Raw genomic sequence first — 15,043 nt, 5'->3', positions numbered from 1 at the left:
GTCTTGCCGCCCTCCTAAAAAGCCTGCACAAGTCTATTTTCCGGCCAGGATCTGTCCCACATAGGTGGCGACCGCACGCACGGCGGCGATCGTCCCTGGGTAGTCCATCCGGGTGGGGCCGACTACGCCCATGCCCCCCAGCAGCACCTCGTTCGAGCCGTATCCGATCGACACGACCGATGTGCTTCGCATCTGCTCGTCTTCATTCTCCTCCCCGATACGCACGGTGACGGCACCGGGGTTGCGTGCGGCGGCCAGCAACTTGAGTACCACGACCTGTTCCTCCAGGGCTTCGAGCACCTGGCGGAGCGAACCGGGAAAGTCCGCGACGTTGCGGGTGAGGTTGGCGGTGCCGCCGAGCACCAGCCGTTCCTCGGGACGTTCGACCAACGACTCGACGAGCACGGTGCAGACCCGCGACATGATGTCGCGCAGCTCGAGAGGCGCCTGTTCCGGCAGCTCCGACACCTTCTCGACCGCGTCGGGCAACCGGTGGCCGGACAGTGCGCCGTTCAGCACGTCACGCAATCGGGCCACCGCGTCATCGGTGATGACGTCCCCCAGATCGACCGCACGCTGGTCGACCCGACCGGTGTCAGTGATCAGCACGATGAGCAGGCGCGCAGAGGTGAGTGCCACCACTTCGACGTGCCGAACGGTGGAGCTGGTGAGGGTGGGGTACTGCACCACCGCGACCTGGCGGGTCAGCTGCGCGAGCAACCGCACCGACCGACGCAGCACGTCGTCGAGGTCGACGGCGCCCTCCAAGAACTGCACGATCGCCCGCCGCTCGGCCGCGGACAGGGGCTTGATCTCGGACAGGCGGTCGACGAACAGTCGATACCCCTTGTCCGTCGGGATACGCCCCGCGCTGGTGTGCGGCTGGGTGATGTAACCGTCCTCCTCCAGCGCTGCCATGTCGTTACGCACCGTGGCGCTGGACACGCCCAGGTTGTGCCGGTCGACGAGGGCCTTCGACCCCACCGGCTCCTGATTCGACACGTAATCGGCAACGATGGCACGCAGGACCTTGAATCGACGCTCCTCCGCGCTGGCCACCGGCACCTCCTCTCGCCGCCTGCTTGACCACAAGTTTACGTACCGATTCGTTTTCCAGAGATCACGCGGAGCCAAAGCACCGCCGAAAGCCCCGAACACCGCACGGTGCATCGTGCACTGAACCGCCCACTCAACCGTGCGACCCCTTCGGTCACACCACACGGTGATTTTGACCACAAGCCAACGCCCTGGCCCCCGGCACGATCCGTGAGGTCACGCTGTTCCATCGAGCGAACGCAACCACCTGATCAAGTGAACAGGTTCGCCCGACCGCGAGCCGATAGATGAAACATGCCCATGTTCGCAGCGACATCCCTCGCCGCGTGCGCGGTCGCGGCCCTGTGTGTCGGTGGCCCTGCCGTGACACCCGAAACGTCCATCGTTCTCAGTCTCAGCGACACCCAAGGCGAGACCACGTCCGTTCGCCTGACGTGTGATCCGATACTCGGCAACCACCCTCAGGCCGAATCGGCTTGCACCGCGCTGGAGCAGGCCGACGGTGACTTCACCAAGCTCCCCGTCGAGGAGCGGATGTGCACGATGATCCACTCCCCGGTACAGGCACAGGCCCGAGGCCACTGGCGCGGTTCGCCGGTCGAGTTCACCACCGAATATTCCAACCGCTGCCTCGCCGGTGCTCATTCCGGCAACGTGTTCGCTTTCTGACGTCCGTCCCCGGAACCGTCCGACCCTGTCCGCTTCTGTCGACTCGACACCGCCACGGCCGGGTAACCGATATCGCGTGCGAATCCCGATCGTTCGCACCGGTTGCCCGGCCATGGCAGCACGATCTCGGCCCGATGTCGGCCCAATGTCGTCGCAACGGCGACCGAATTCCTCTCCGACCCTCCGCCCCGGAATCAGAGACGTTCCAGCGAAGGCACGACTTCGCTGCCCTCCCCATGTCCTGAAGGAAGGCGCAGTCGCAAAACCCGTGGACCGATGCAGGTTTCCAAAAACCGCCGCTTTCAGGAAACACTTCTGTCGATCGACCGAACACAGCCATCGAGACAAAAACGTGGGCGAGTGACCCTCCCCATCAATGTGGCTGTTTCCGCCCTATCCCGCCCCATTCCGTCCTATTCGGATAAATCATCCCGAACGTCAGTGCGGTCGATTCGCACGAACGCGCAGAGTCCTCCGCACGCTCGGCGCAGACACCTCTTTCACCGCCCGCCGGGGAATCACCGATCACAGACGACGACACGGCCGGTCTCGTCGAACACCGACGGTCGAGGGCGGTTTCAGGCCATGAAGACTTTCTTCTCCTTCCGCCAGTCCTCGTCGGTCCGGCCCTTGCGCCAGTAACCGGAGATCGACAGCAGTTCTTTGCTGATCCCACGTTCCCGCAGCAGGTGACCACGCAGGTCGCGGACCATGCCCGCCTCGCCGTGGACGAATGCCTGCACCACGCCTGAGCCGAGGTCGAGCCCCCGCACCTCCTCGGCGAGGTCGGCGCCGTCGACGCGATACAACCACCGGACGTCCGCGGCCGCCTTGGTCGACAGCGGCTGCTGCTCGGCCGGGTCCTCGACGAGCAGCCGCACCGTGGCTGTCGCGTCCGCGGAAAGAGCCTCCAAGGACGCGGCGATTGCGGGGAGGGCGGATTCGTCTCCGACCAGCAAGTGGTGATCGACGTCGGCGCGGGGCGCGTACGCGCCGCCGGGGCCACGCAGCAGCATCTCGTCGCCTGGTCGCGCTTGATCGGCCCACGGACCGCCGAGGCCCTTGTCACCGTGCACGACGAAATCGAGAGTGAGCTCCCCGGCCTCGGCGTCGTAGTGCCGCACGGTGTAGGTACGCATGCGAGGCCACTGATCACGCGGCAAAGTCGCCTTCACGACATCGAGATCGAACGGTTCCGGGTAGCGGACGCCCGGCACGGGAAACAGCATCTTGACGTAGCAGTCGGTGAAACCGTTGTGCTGGAACGAGGCCAGCCCCTCACCACCGCACACGATCCTGATCATGCAAGGCGTGAGGCGTTCGGTACGCAGCACCCGCGCTTGGAGCACGGGCTTACCACCCTGACGACCTCGATCACGATCCGCCATGCCGAACCCCTCACGTCAAAAATTAGGTTTGCCTAACCAACTCTAACCGACGGTGAACCGAAGAGACCACCCAAATGCCGTCTTGATGACACCCCCACAAGACACCAACGTGTCCGCATGGTGCGGTTCGACTACGACGTCGTCGTCATCGGCTCCGGATTCGGCGGCGGCTCGCTGGTGTACGGCAACACGCTGTACGAACCGCCCGACACCTTCTACGCCGATCTCCAGTGGGCGGACATCACCGACTGGAAGGACAAGCTCGCACCCTATTACGACCAGGCCAAACGCATGCTCGGCGTGACGACCAATCCGTGTACGACCCCGTCGGACGAGGTGATCCGGGAGGTCGCCGACGACATGGGGATGGGACACAGCTACCGGCCGACACCGGTAGGCGTGTTCTTCGGCCCCGAGGGCACCGAACCCGGCACGCGCGTGCCCGACCCGTTCTTCGGCGGCGTCGGCCCCGAACGCAACACCTGCCTCCACTGCGGAGAGTGCGTCACCGGCTGCCGACACGGCGCGAAGAACACCACAGTCAAGAACTACCTGCACCTCGCGGAAACCGCGGGCGCCACCGTGCACCCTCTGACGACGGTGACCGAGGTCCGCCCGTTGCCCGGCGGTGGTTACGCCTGCGCCACCGTCCACACGAAGCAGCCCTGGCGCAGGAAGACCTACACGGCCGAACAAGTGGTGCTGTCGGCCTCGGCGCTGGGCACACAACGTCTTCTGCACCGAATGCGTGACCGCGGAATCCTTCCCCGGCTCTCCGCCCGGCTGGGGGTGCTCGCGAGAACGAACTCCGAGGCTGTCCTGGCCGCGCGGACCACCCGCCGCGACGCGGAATACCACCGCGGAGTGGCCATCAGCTCCTCGTTCCATCCCGACGACGTCACCCACATCGAACCGGTGCGTTACGGCAAGGACAGCAACCTGCTCGGACTCCTCGGCGCCATCCTGACCGACCCGGTCCCGGGCAAACCTCGTTGGCTCGCGGGACTGTCGGAAATGATGCGCCACCGGCGCGCGCTGCCCTCCCTGCACAACCCCCGCCGCTGGTCGGAACAGACGATCGTGTTGCTGGTGATGCAGTCGCTCGACAACTCGGTCACCACCTACACCCGCCGTGGCCTGTTCGGCAGACGCATGCTCACCAAACAGGGCATCGGCGAACCCAATCCCACGTGGATCCCGATCGGACACGAGGTCGCCCGCCGCGTGGCCGACAAGATCGGCGGAATCGCGGGCGCGGGCTGGAACGACCTGTTCAACCGACCACTGACCGGACATTTCATCGGAGGCTGCGCGATCGGCGACTCCCCCGAAATCGGGGTCATCGACGCCTACCACCGCGTGTACGGCCACCCGGGCCTGCATGTCGTGGACGCCTCGGCCGTGTCGGCCAACCTCGGCGTCAACCCGTCCCTCACCATCACCGCGCAAGCCGAACGCGCCATGGCGTTGTGGCCCAACAAGGGCGAACACGACCCTTGTCCCCCGTTGTCGACGCCGTACGAACGCATCGGCCCCGTCCGTCCGAACCACCCGATCGTGCCTACCGAGGCTCCCGGTGCACTTCGACTCCCTCTTTTTCCGGCGAAACGCAAGCCATCGTGAGAAACTGCACCACATGACGACAGAATCCGTGCCGAAATGGCGGCGGCTGGAACCGGATGAACGCAGAGAACAGATCTTCGCCTGCGCCGCCGAACTGTTCGGTGCACGTCCCTACGCCGAGGTATCCACATCGGATATCGCCGCGCGGGCGGGCGTCGCTCGCGGGTTGATCAACCACTATTTCGGCACCAAACGCGAACTGTATCTGGCCGTGGTGCGGCGCGCACTGAACGTGCCTTACGAGGCTATTACCCAATTGCCGACGAGCTCGATCGAGGATCGGGTGCTGTCCGCCGTCGACTGGTTCCTCGACGTCGTGGGCCGGCAGGAGAAGATGTGGCTGGCCGCCATCACTCCCGAAGGCATCGGCCGGGACCTCGAAGTCGAGCACATCCTCGACGAGGCCGACCGCAACGCCGCCGACCGCGTGCTGGAGGCCATGGGGTACACGCCCGACGACCCACACTGGGAGCAGATCAACGCCGTAATCCGTTCCTTCGGTGGCATGGTGAAGGTCGCCGGACGCGAATGGCTCGTGCGCGGCACCCTGGACCGGTCCCAAGTGCACACGCTGCTGAGCCAGGTGCTGCTGTCGTTGGTGAAAGAGATCCTGCCCCGCACCACGGCGGCGTCGCCGACCGACTCTCAGCGATAAGTCAGCAGGTGCGCCGCCTCGCCGTCGAAATGTCCGTGCTCGTTGAACGACAGCAAGGTGGTACCCGAACGGCCGGTGACCACTTTGGTCACACCCGCGTTCACCGTGACCCTGTTCAGAGTCAGAAGCCCTGTGACGGGGTCGCCGAGCAGATCGCCGCACAACGTCGCGATCACCCCGCCGGAAGTGAACACCACCGCCTGTTCCCCTTTGCCGAGGCTAGTCACCACGTCGTCGAACGCGCCGCGCACCCTCGTCAAAAACGCCGGCCAGGTCTCGGCACACGGGCTGTCGGCTCCCGCCTCGACCCACGCGGTCAGCGCTTTCTCCAACGCACCCTGATACGCCCTCGGGTCCGCGCTGTCCTGTGCCGCGCCGCCGCCGTGGTGTGCCGCGATGTCGACGTGGTCGTACTCGTTCCACCGTGTGTCGTTCTCGGCAGCGACCTCGGGCGCGACCTCGGCCAACGCCAGCTCCGCCGTCGCACGCTGGCGCGACAACGTGCCGCACCGGGCCTGCGTCACCACCAGCCCTCGACGCAGTAACTCGACCCCGGCCGCACGCGCCTGCGTACGCCCCAGATCCGACAGGACGTCGTAGTCGGCGGCGCCGAACGAGGCCTGGCCGTGCCGCACGAGATAGATGGCCCCCATCGATACTCCTCCCAGCCCTTCAGACGAATCGCCGCAACAACCGAGCCGGTGCCACGCGCACGAGCACGCTCAGCGGCGTCCACGGCCAGGACGGCACACAGGCCCGTACCGGTTCCTTCTCGATCACGTTCACCAAAGCTCGCACACCGGTTTCCGCGCTGGCGAGCAAGGGTGTCCGTCCGGAACTGCGGCGGGTCATCTCCGACTCGATATAGCCGGGAAGCACCGTCGTGACTCGAATCGGAGTGTTCAACAGGTCCACACGGATGCCGTCGGCGAGCGTGGCGATCCCCGCCTTGGAAGCGGCGTAGGCGGTCATGTTGCGAGGCATTCCGCGCAGGGCACTGAACGAGGAGACGACCACAAGGTGCCCCGCGTTCTGCTCCCGGAAGATCGATACGGCGGCCTCGCACTGAGCCAGTCCGGCGACGAGGTTGGTCTCCACCGTCTGCCTGTTCGCGTCGAAATGGCCTTTACCGATCGGCTGTCCCTTGCCGAGGCCCGCGTTGACGATCACGCGGTCGAGCGTGCCGAGTTCGGCACGGAATTCCTCGAACACCGTGAACACGCGGTCGTGGTCGTTGACATCGAGTTCCCTCACCACGACGCGGATGCCCGGATGCCGCTCGACGAGCTCGGCGGCGAGCGCGTCGAGTCGCTCGCGGCGACGCGCGCACAGCGCCAAGTTACGTCCCTGCGCGGCGAATTTCCGTGCCATGCCCTCACCCAGGCCCGAGCTGGCACCGGTGATCACGATGTTCTTCCGTACGACCATACCGCGACTTTACCCGCTAGTAACAAGGCCGGCCCGACGCGAAGCGCCGGGCCGGTCTGTGCAGTAGAAACTATGCGTCGATCATTCCCGCGGTGTCGCTCACTCCTGGCCCACGTAGAGCAGGAGGTTGGGCGTCGAACCCGTCGGGTCGGTGATGGCGTCCTCGGTCGCGGACGAGGTCAGCGCGTCGGACACCTCCTCGGGCGAAGCGTCCGCGTTGTCCGCCAGGTACAGTGCGGCCGCGCCCACCACGTGCGGGGTCGCCATCGACGTGCCGCTGATGGTGTTCTCGTTACCGTCGTGCCAGGCCGAGGTGATGTCCACACCGGGCGCGTACAGGTCCACGACGTCACCGTAGTTCGAGAAGTACGCCTCGGAGTCGTCCTGGTCGCTGGCCGCCACGGTGATGGCCTCGGACACCCGTGCCGGCGACGAACCACTCGCGTCGGACGACTCGTTGCCCGCGGCGACGCCGAACGTGATGCCGGCTTCGATCGCACCCTGCACGGCCTCGTCCAAAGCGGTGTCGGCCGGGCCGCCGAGGCTCATGTTGGCAACCGAGGGGCCGGACGCGTTCTCCGCGACCCACTCGATGCCCGAGATCACCTGGGCGGTGGTGCCGCTGCCGTTGGCGTCGAGCACGCGCACACCGACGAGGTTGACGTCGGGAGCGACGCCGTACTGCTCGCCACCGATCGTGCCGGCCACGTGCGTGCCGTGCCCGTTCTCGTCGGTCGCGTCGTCGTCGTTGTCGACGAAGTCGGCACCGGGCTGGAGCCGGTCACCGAAGTCGCTGTGTTCCGACACACCGGTGTCGATCACGTACGCCGTGACGTCCGCGGCCGACGTCGGCGGCGTGTAGCTGTCGTCGAGCGGCAGGTCCCGCTGGTCGATACGGTCCAGCCCCCACGACGCCGTCGCCTGCGCCTCCGGGGCGTCCGCGATGTGGAAACGCTGGTTCTGGCTGACGAACTCCACGGCGTCGTCGGCTGCCAACCGCTTCGCCGCCGTCGCGTCGGCCTTGATCGTGAACCCGTTGAGCGCGGTGTCGAACGTCCGGTTCACCTGCACGCCGTAGTCAGCGGCTAGCGTCTGCGCCTGCGCCGTCACCTCCGAGCTCGACAGCGAGGAGCCTTGTGCCCCGTCCTTCAACACGACGATGTAGCTACCGTCGACGGCCTCCGCCGAGCCGGCGTGGAAAACCTGCCCCACTTCGGCCTGGGCGGGAGCCATCCCCGCGGCGAACAATCCCGTCACGCCCACCGCGACGACGCCTGTGAGCGCCGCCCGGGTGGTCTTTTTGGATGTGCTCATCGGTTTCCTTCCGTGTCCCCGACAACGTGGTGTGAACATCAGAACGTCGACGGTGGCAGTTGGGCAATGATTCACATTTACCAGTTCTGAGCCATTCGACCGAGTGATCACTGCCCTGTTCGGACTAATCCACGCCAAGCGGCCTCACTACCAGGCGTTACATAAGCTGCTAACGTGTTTTCATATCGTTATGCATGCGACACGGGGGGACACGATGAGTAGCGCGACGACGTTCTCCGAGGCGCTCCGGACAGCGATCTCCTCCAGCGGCCTGAGTCTGGACCGCATCCAAATTCGACTGCAAGAACGCGGGGTCCCCGTCAGCGTCACCGCGCTGAGCTACTGGCAGTCCGGCAAACGCCAACCCGAACGACAGCAGTCCCTACGGGCGATCCTCGCCCTGGAACAGATCCTGGAAGTCCCCACGGGCTCACTGCTCAGCCTGTTACCGCCACCACGTCCGCGCGGCGCGGCGTCCCGACGCCACCTCATGTGACACCGGTACCGACGGCCGTGTCCGCAGACTACGTAGTCGTGTTCGCTCCGTACGACACAGACCATCGACCGACGGACGCGGACACGACTACTCGAGACTGTTCCGGAGGACCTTTCCGGTGGCATTGCGCGGAAGCCGGTCCAGGAACTCGACGTCCCTCGGCACCTTGTAGCGCGCCAGGTTGCTCCTGACGTGTTCCCGCACGGCTTCAGCGTCCAGTGCGGATCCTTCCCTGACCACGACGAAGGCTTTGAGCCGCTGACCGAATTCGTCGTCGGGCACCCCGATCACCGCCGCTTCCCGCACGTCGGGATGCTCGACGAGCACATTCTCCGCTTCGACGGGATAGACGTTCTCCCCGCCGGAGACGATCATCTCGTCGTCGCGACCGTCGATGAACAGCAACCCGTCCGCGTCGAAATGACCGACGTCGCCGGTGGCGAGCAGACCGTCGACCATGTCTTTGGTCCTGCCGTCGGTGTAGCCCTCGAATGCGAGTCCACTGCCGACGAAGACCCGTCCCGTGACATACGGCCTGGTGATGCGATCGCCGTGTTCGTCGTAGAGCGCGACCCGACATCCGACCGGAGGCTTGCCCACCGTGCCCGGCGCGCGCTTCCAGTCCTGAGGCGTGGCGACGGTCGCCACGGCCACCTCCGTGGAACCGTACAGGTTGTGGATCACGTCGCCGAAGAGCTCCGTGGCCCGGTTACCGACCTCGGGTGCCAGTGCCGAACCGGCGACGAAGATGATGCGCAGGCTCGACGTGTCGTACCGGCCGATCACCTCGTGCCCGAGGTCGAGGATGCGTTGCAGCATCGTGGGCACCAGCACGAGTGCTGTGCACCGGTGTTCGGCGACGCCACGCAGAGTGGCCTCGGGGTCGAATTTCCTCCGCACCACCACGGTGCAGCCGAGCGCGCACGACAGAATGAATTGCGAGATCCCGGTGGCGTGGAACAGCGGGGCACCCATGAAGGTGGCCTCGCCGACACGCAGTGGGATGCGGTCGAGGAACTGGGCGGAGTCGAACGGCGAGATCTTCGGCCGCGGAGCGCCTTTCGGGGTCCCGGTGGTGCCGCTGGTGAGTAGGACGAGGCCACCGGGTTTCGGTGGAGGCGGGATCGGACGGTCGTCGCCGCCCGCGATGATGTCGTCGAGCGCCGGCAAGTCGACGGGCGCGGCGGAGTCCGTCCACGCGAGATACCGGTCGACACCCGTGATCCCGCCGAGCAGCTCGGTGAACTCCTCGTCGTGCACCAGAACCCGCACCTTCTCGCGGACGGCGACGTCGGTGAGCTGGGGTTTGGCGAATCCGGTGTTGAGCAGCAGCACGGGCGCGCCCAGTTTGCCCGCCGCGAGAAGAGCGAGGACGAGCCCTCGATGGTCGCGGCACAACACGGCCACAGTGGTGCCCGGTCGCACACCGCGCGCGGCCCACGCCCGGGCGAGAGCGTTGGAACGCAGATCGAGCTGCGCGTACGTCAACGATCCGCGCTCGTCGACGAGTCCGACCGAGTGAGGATCGCGGCGCGCGGCGATCTTGACCGAGCCGGCCAACGGGCCGTATCGCCGAGTGGTGATGATCGATCGGATGCCCTCGTCGAGCCGGGGCACCGGCGCCAGGCCCGCGCGGTACAACACCGCCAGACTGCGGACCGCGTCCACCGCACGACTCGCCACACCCGCCACGGTCGGCCGTCCCATCGCGCACCTCCTCATCCGCGTGCGGAACTTAACCTACCCGCAAGTAGGTTATGGAGTCGAGCCGGGAATGTCGGTGGTCGCCCCCACAATGTCGGTCGTGCGCATCCTCGTGACACGGCGACCGGACGGCCGGTATCTGTTCCGACCGCCCGACTCCGTGCCCGCCGAGCACATCCACACCACCGACCTCGACCCCGACGACGCCGCCGAACTCGTCGGCGACTGGGAAAACGCGTACGCGCCGCGCTGGGTCTTCTCGGCGGTCGAACACGATTACCCGCCGCTGCTTTCCCGGGGAACGCGGGTAGGACGCTGCACCGATCTGGCGCTGACCGAATACCTGCTGCTGGCCCACGCCGAACGTCACGGCGAGCCCCGCGGGCTCGCGGCGGCCTACGCACGGGCTCGGGGACTTCCCCCTTCCGCCGATTCCGGCGTCCACCACCACGACACCGACGATGCGCCCACATTGTTCGAATTGCATCGCTTCGACCTGCCGCCGGGAATCGACCCACGGGACGCGGTCGAAACGGTGCTCGCCGACCAGGAACGACGTCTGCGCGAGGTAACCCACCCACAACGCCTGCGACTGCTGATCGCGGCCGAATCCGCCAGCGCGCTCGCCGCCGCCGAGATGTCCGCCGACGGCCTACCCTGGAACGCCGACGTGCACCGTGCTCTGCTCACGGAACTGCTGGGCCCCCGACCGCTCTCCGGCCAGCGACCACCCAAGCTCGCCGAACTCGCCGAACGCATCACCGCCGCGTTCGGCGGCCGGCCGGTGAATCCGGACCATCCCGGCAGCGTCGTGCGCGCACTGCGCAGAGAAGGCATCGACGTGTCGTCGGCGCGAGCGCACGTGCTGCGCCACATCGACCATCCCGCCATCCCACCGCTGCTGGAGTACAAGGAACTCTCCCGCCTGTATTCCGCACACGGCTGGGCATGGCTGGACCAGTGGGTACGCGACGGCCGATTCCGCCCGGTGTACGTCGTCGGCGGTGTGGTGTCGGGACGATGGGCCAGTCGCGGTGGCGCGGCCCTACAGATCCCGAAACTGCTGCGCGGCTGCGTGCGTGCCGATCCGGGATGGACCCTGGTGGTGGCCGACGCGGCGCAACTCGAACCCCGGGTGCTGGCCGCGCTGTCCGGTGATCGCAGATTGGCCGAGGTATCGGCGGACACCGACCTTTACACCAGCCTCGCTCGGGCCATGTTCGGTCGGATGCCGATCGAGGACGACCGTGCCCGAGCGAAGATCGCGATGTTGTCGGCCATGTACGGTGGGACATCCGGCGAAGCGGCACCGTTGCTGGCACTGCTCCGCCGCCATTTCCCACACGCGGTGTCCTTTGTGGAAAGCGCTGCGCGCGAGGGGGAACGTGGAGGAGTCGTCCGGTCACGGCTCGGACGCACATCACCACCGCCGTCCGAAGCCTGGCGAGCGATCACGAGCGGCGACGACGCGGGCACCGCTCGCCGCGCCGCACGCGACTGGGGACGATTCACCCGGAACTTCGTGGTCCAAGCCAGTGCCGCCGACTGGACGGCCGTACTACTGGCCACGCTGAGACGACGACTGCCCGCACCCGCGCGGCTGGTGTTCTTCCAACACGACGAGGTACTCGTCCATTGCCCGGCCGAGTTGACCGAACAGGTGCGGGATTGCCTGGCCGCCTCCGTGTCGGAGGCGACCGCGTTGGTCTTCGGGCCCTCGTGTCCCGTGCGGTTTCCCATGCCCGCCACGGCTGTGGAGGTCTACGCCGACGCCAAATGACCCCCGTCGACCTCGATTCTCCGGGCCAGCACGAACATCGACGGCGGGTGGCGGTATCCGGTGTCTCGGGAAGGTCTTCCCGAGAAGGCAGGACACATCATCGCAGCCTGCGGACACGGCTACACAGCCTGCGGACACGGCTACGTAACCTGCGGACACGATGTCACGGGGCGGCGGCGTCCAACGCTTTCAGTACGCGTTTCATCGACACCGGGTAGGCCGTGCCCAGAGTCTGGGCGAAGAAGCTGACACGCAACTCCTCGATCATCCACGGGATCTCGGCCAGCTGCGGGCTCGGCTCGGTACGGGGCGGCAACGCGTCCACCACCGCTCGGTATTCCTGCCACAACCACGCGATGTCACGCAGCCGCTGGACGTACCGCGCCGGATCGGTGGGCAACTTGTCGAGTCTGCGTTCGATCCCGCGCACATATCGCACCAAGTCACCGAGCCGATCGAAGCCCGTCTTGGTGACGAATCCGGCGTACACGAGTCCGGACAGGTGCGCGCGAACGTCGTTCAAGGACTCGGCCAGCGCATCACCCCGCATGGTCTCCAGCCGCGCCTCCACGTCGTGTACCGCACGCAGGATGTCCTCCACCGTCCTCAGCACGCTGAGCGTGGCACCGTTCAACCCCGTCCGGACACGCTCCTGCAACGCGGCGAAGCCCTTCTCGTCCCACGCCGGTCCGCCCGCGTCGGCCATCAGCTTGTCCACCGCGCAGTTCACGCAGTCGTCCACCAAGGCGGCCACACCGCCGTGCGGATTGCGGGTCAGCACGAGTTTGGCCTGGTTGGGCAGGTTCCGGTTGACGTACTTGGCCGGCGACGGCACGTTCAACCGCAGCAGGCGGCGCGTGCCCCGCCACATCGCCGCGCGCTGCTGCTGCGGCGTGTCCATCATGCGCACCGCCACGCTGTCGCCCTCGTCGACCAGCGCGGGATAGGCCTTCACCTCGTGACCGCGCTGCCGGGCCGAGAACTCCTTGGGCAACGAGCCGAACTCCGGTGTGCGCAGGCCGGACCGTTCCAGGTCGTCGGCAGCGGCTGAAATGGTTCGGCGCAACCTGTCGCCGAGACGATCGCGCAGGGCTTCGAGGTCTTTACCCTCGGCCAGTGTACGGTTACGTTCGTCCACCACGCGGAACGTCATCCGCAGATGGTCCGGCACCGCCGACCACTGCCACGCCTCGTGAGGGACCTCCACCCCACGCAAATGCTCCAACTCCCGGCTCAGCACGTCGAGCAACGGACCGTCGGACGGGCTGACGGCGGCCAGCACCTGTCGAGCCGTGTCGGGAGCGGGTACGAGATTGCGTCGCAACGCCTTGGGCAACGACTTGATCAAAGCCGTCACCAGTTCCTCGCGCAGGCCCGGGACCTGCCACTCGAAGCCCTCGTCACGGACCTGGTTGAGCACCGCGAGGGGGATGTGGACGGTGACCCCGTCGGCGTCCGCGCCCGGCTCGAACTGGTAGGTCAGCGTGAACCGCAGAGATCCCTGCTGCCACGTGTCGGGATAGTCGGCCTCGCGCACCTCTTCGGCGTTCGCGGTGACGAGCATGGCCTTCTCGAAGTTGAGCAGGTCGGGCTGCGTCCGCCGCGTCTTCTTCCACCAGGTGTCGAAGTGCCGCGCCGAGACCACCTCGTCGCCGATGCGCTCGTCGTAGAAGTCGAACAACGTCTGGTCGTCGACGACGATGTCGCGGCGGCGGGCACGGTTCTCGAGGTCGGCCACCTCGTCCAGCAACGCGCGGTTGTCGTGGAAGAAGCGGTGCTCGGTGTCCCAGTCCCCTTCGACGAGAGCGTGCCGGATGAACAGCTCACGCGACATCTCCGGATCGATGCGGCCGTAGTTGACCTTGCGGCCGACCACCAGCGGGATGCCGTAGAGGGTGACGCGTTCGTTCGCCATCACGGCGCCGCGTTTGCGTTCCCAGTGCGGTTCCGAGTACGTGCGTTTGACCAGGTGCTGGGCCAACGGCTCGATCCACTCGGGTTCGACCCGGGCGTTGACGCGCGCCCACAGCCGCGAGGTCTCCACGATCTCCGCCGAGGCGACCCAACGCGGTTGCTTCTTGAACAGCGCCGACCCGGGGAAGACCGCGAATCGGGTTCCCCTCGCGCCCAGGTAGTCGCCCTTCGCCGGGTCCTTGAGGCCGACGTGGGACAGCAGTCCCGCCAACAACGACGTGTGAATGCGTTGGGCGTCGGCGGGGACGCTGTTCAGCGTGATCCCGAGCTGCTTGACGAGTTGGCGGAGCTGACTGTGGACGTCCTGCCATTCGCGGATACGCAGGTAGTTGAGGTACTCCGCCCGGCACAGCTTGCGGAACTGGTTGTTGGACAGCGCTTTCTGCTGCTCCCGGACGTAGCTCCAGAGATTGAGGTAGGCGAGGAAGTCGGAATTCGGGTCGCGGAAACGGGCGTGCAGCTGATCGGCATGCGCCTGCTTCTCGGCGGGCCGCTCTCGGGGGTCTTGAATGGACAGCGCGGCGGCGATGACCATCACCTCGCGCACGCAACCGTTCTTCGCCGCCTCGACGATCATCCGCCCCATCCTGGGGTCGACGGGCAGCTGCGCCAACTGTCGCCCGACGGAGGTCAGTTCCTTACCCGACGCATCGAGCGCGCCGAGCTCGGTGAGCAACTGGATGCCGGCGGTGATCTGCCTGCGGTCCGGTGGGTCCACGAACGGGAACGCGCCGATGTCCCCGAGCCCCAACGAGATCATCTGCAAGATCACCGAGGCCAGGTTGGTGCGCAGGATCTCGGGGTCGGTGAACTCGGGGCGGGACTCGAAGTCCTCCTCCGAATACAGCCGGATGCAGATGCCGTCGGAGGTACGACCGCAACGGCCTTTGCGCTGGTTCGCCGACGCCTGCGAGATCGGCTCGATGGGAAGCCGCTGAACCTTCGTGCGGTGGCTG

At 66.6% G+C, this 15,043-nt stretch carries 12 protein-coding genes; 5 read left to right on the top strand and 7 right to left on the bottom strand.

All coding sequences use genetic code 11. The annotated features are described in order from the left end of the window. Positions 1-33 precede the first annotated feature (33 nt). A complete protein-coding gene (gene hrcA, locus M7H19_RS08670) occupies positions 34-1,059 on the bottom strand; it encodes a heat-inducible transcriptional repressor HrcA (RefSeq protein WP_298179354.1) in 1,026 nt (341 codons plus the stop codon). A gap of 291 nt (positions 1,060-1,350) precedes the next feature. Between hrcA and M7H19_RS08665 the strand changes: the two genes are divergently transcribed. After that, complete coding sequence (locus tag M7H19_RS08665; RefSeq protein WP_298179352.1) at positions 1,351-1,725, top strand: SSI family serine proteinase inhibitor; 375 nt, start codon at positions 1,351-1,353, stop codon at positions 1,723-1,725. A gap of 578 nt (positions 1,726-2,303) precedes the next feature. On the opposite strand, the gene M7H19_RS08660 is transcribed toward M7H19_RS08665, so the two are convergent. After that, the gene (locus M7H19_RS08660; protein WP_298179349.1) at positions 2,304-3,113 is read right to left on the bottom strand and encodes a siderophore-interacting protein; all 810 of its coding nucleotides are present in this window, start codon (positions 3,111-3,113) and stop codon (positions 2,304-2,306) included. A 117-nt stretch (positions 3,114-3,230) separates the two neighbouring features. Between M7H19_RS08660 and M7H19_RS08655 the strand changes: the two genes are divergently transcribed. Together M7H19_RS08655 and M7H19_RS08650 are read left to right on the top strand one after the other, a co-directional pair. Next, entirely contained in the window at positions 3,231-4,736 is a 1,506-nt protein-coding gene (locus tag M7H19_RS08655) for a GMC family oxidoreductase (protein ID WP_298179346.1), read from the top strand. A 13-nt stretch (positions 4,737-4,749) separates the two neighbouring features. Further along, complete coding sequence (locus tag M7H19_RS08650) at positions 4,750-5,391, top strand: TetR/AcrR family transcriptional regulator (protein WP_298179343.1); 642 nt, start codon at positions 4,750-4,752, stop codon at positions 5,389-5,391. On the opposite strand, the gene M7H19_RS08645 is transcribed toward M7H19_RS08650, so the two are convergent. The 3 genes from M7H19_RS08645 to M7H19_RS08635 form a co-directional block, all read right to left on the bottom strand. Continuing rightward, entirely contained in the window at positions 5,382-6,044 is a 663-nt protein-coding gene (locus tag M7H19_RS08645) for a histidine phosphatase family protein (protein WP_298179340.1), read from the bottom strand. The two genes, M7H19_RS08650 and M7H19_RS08645, sit on opposite strands and share 10 nt — an antisense overlap. A 19-nt stretch (positions 6,045-6,063) precedes the next feature. Next, on the bottom strand, positions 6,064-6,819 hold the full coding sequence (locus tag M7H19_RS08640) for an SDR family oxidoreductase (RefSeq protein ID WP_298179336.1): 756 nt from the start codon (positions 6,817-6,819) through the stop codon (positions 6,064-6,066). A 99-nt stretch (positions 6,820-6,918) separates the two neighbouring features. Further along, positions 6,919-8,133: a S8 family peptidase gene (locus M7H19_RS08635; protein WP_298179333.1), complete on the bottom strand. Its 1,215-nt coding sequence runs from the start codon at positions 8,131-8,133 to the stop codon at positions 6,919-6,921. 214 nt (positions 8,134-8,347) lie between these two features. Between M7H19_RS08635 and M7H19_RS08630 the strand changes: the two genes are divergently transcribed. Beyond that, entirely contained in the window at positions 8,348-8,629 is a 282-nt protein-coding gene (locus tag M7H19_RS08630) for a hypothetical protein (RefSeq protein ID WP_298179330.1), read from the top strand. A gap of 87 nt (positions 8,630-8,716) precedes the next feature. Here the strand turns inward: M7H19_RS08630 and M7H19_RS08625 are convergent, their stop codons facing one another. Further along, positions 8,717-10,336, bottom strand: coding sequence for an acyl-CoA synthetase (locus tag M7H19_RS08625; protein ID WP_298179327.1), 1,620 nt, complete (start codon positions 10,334-10,336; stop codon positions 8,717-8,719). Positions 10,337-10,433: 97 nt separating this feature from the next. On the opposite strand from M7H19_RS08625, the gene M7H19_RS08620 reads away from it, so the two are divergent. Then, a complete protein-coding gene (locus M7H19_RS08620; protein WP_298179324.1) occupies positions 10,434-12,113 on the top strand; it encodes a bifunctional 3'-5' exonuclease/DNA polymerase in 1,680 nt (559 codons plus the stop codon). Positions 12,114-12,276: 163 nt separating this feature from the next. Here M7H19_RS08620 and hrpA read toward each other — a convergent pair. Further along, the coding region (hrpA, locus tag M7H19_RS08615) for an ATP-dependent RNA helicase HrpA (protein ID WP_298179321.1) at positions 12,277-15,043 on the bottom strand (2,767 nt) is incomplete at its 5' end.

Source organism: Saccharomonospora sp. (assembly GCF_027317685.1).
Classification (GTDB): domain Bacteria; phylum Actinomycetota; class Actinomycetes; order Mycobacteriales; family Pseudonocardiaceae; genus Saccharomonospora.
Note: the sequence above shows the minus strand (reverse complement) of the source record. Positions and strands in the feature narration are given on the sequence as shown.

Excerpts from the sequence above, each read along its gene's own strand:
- M7H19_RS08665 (WP_298179352.1), top strand. The coding sequence starts at position 1,351 with ATGCCCATGTTCGCAGCGACATCCCTCGCCGCGTGCGCGGTCGCGGCC.
- M7H19_RS08660 (WP_298179349.1), bottom strand. The coding sequence starts at position 3,113 with ATGGCGGATCGTGATCGAGGTCGTCAGGGTGGTAAGCCCGTGCTCCAA.
- M7H19_RS08655 (WP_298179346.1), top strand. The coding sequence starts at position 3,231 with ATGGTGCGGTTCGACTACGACGTCGTCGTCATCGGCTCCGGATTCGGC.
- M7H19_RS08650 (WP_298179343.1), top strand. The coding sequence starts at position 4,750 with ATGACGACAGAATCCGTGCCGAAATGGCGGCGGCTGGAACCGGATGAA.
- M7H19_RS08645 (WP_298179340.1), bottom strand. The coding sequence starts at position 6,044 with ATGGGGGCCATCTATCTCGTGCGGCACGGCCAGGCCTCGTTCGGCGCC.
- M7H19_RS08640 (WP_298179336.1), bottom strand. The coding sequence starts at position 6,819 with ATGGTCGTACGGAAGAACATCGTGATCACCGGTGCCAGCTCGGGCCTG.
- M7H19_RS08635 (WP_298179333.1), bottom strand. The coding sequence starts at position 8,133 with ATGAGCACATCCAAAAAGACCACCCGGGCGGCGCTCACAGGCGTCGTC.
- M7H19_RS08630 (WP_298179330.1), top strand. The coding sequence starts at position 8,348 with ATGAGTAGCGCGACGACGTTCTCCGAGGCGCTCCGGACAGCGATCTCC.
- M7H19_RS08625 (WP_298179327.1), bottom strand. The coding sequence starts at position 10,336 with ATGGGACGGCCGACCGTGGCGGGTGTGGCGAGTCGTGCGGTGGACGCG.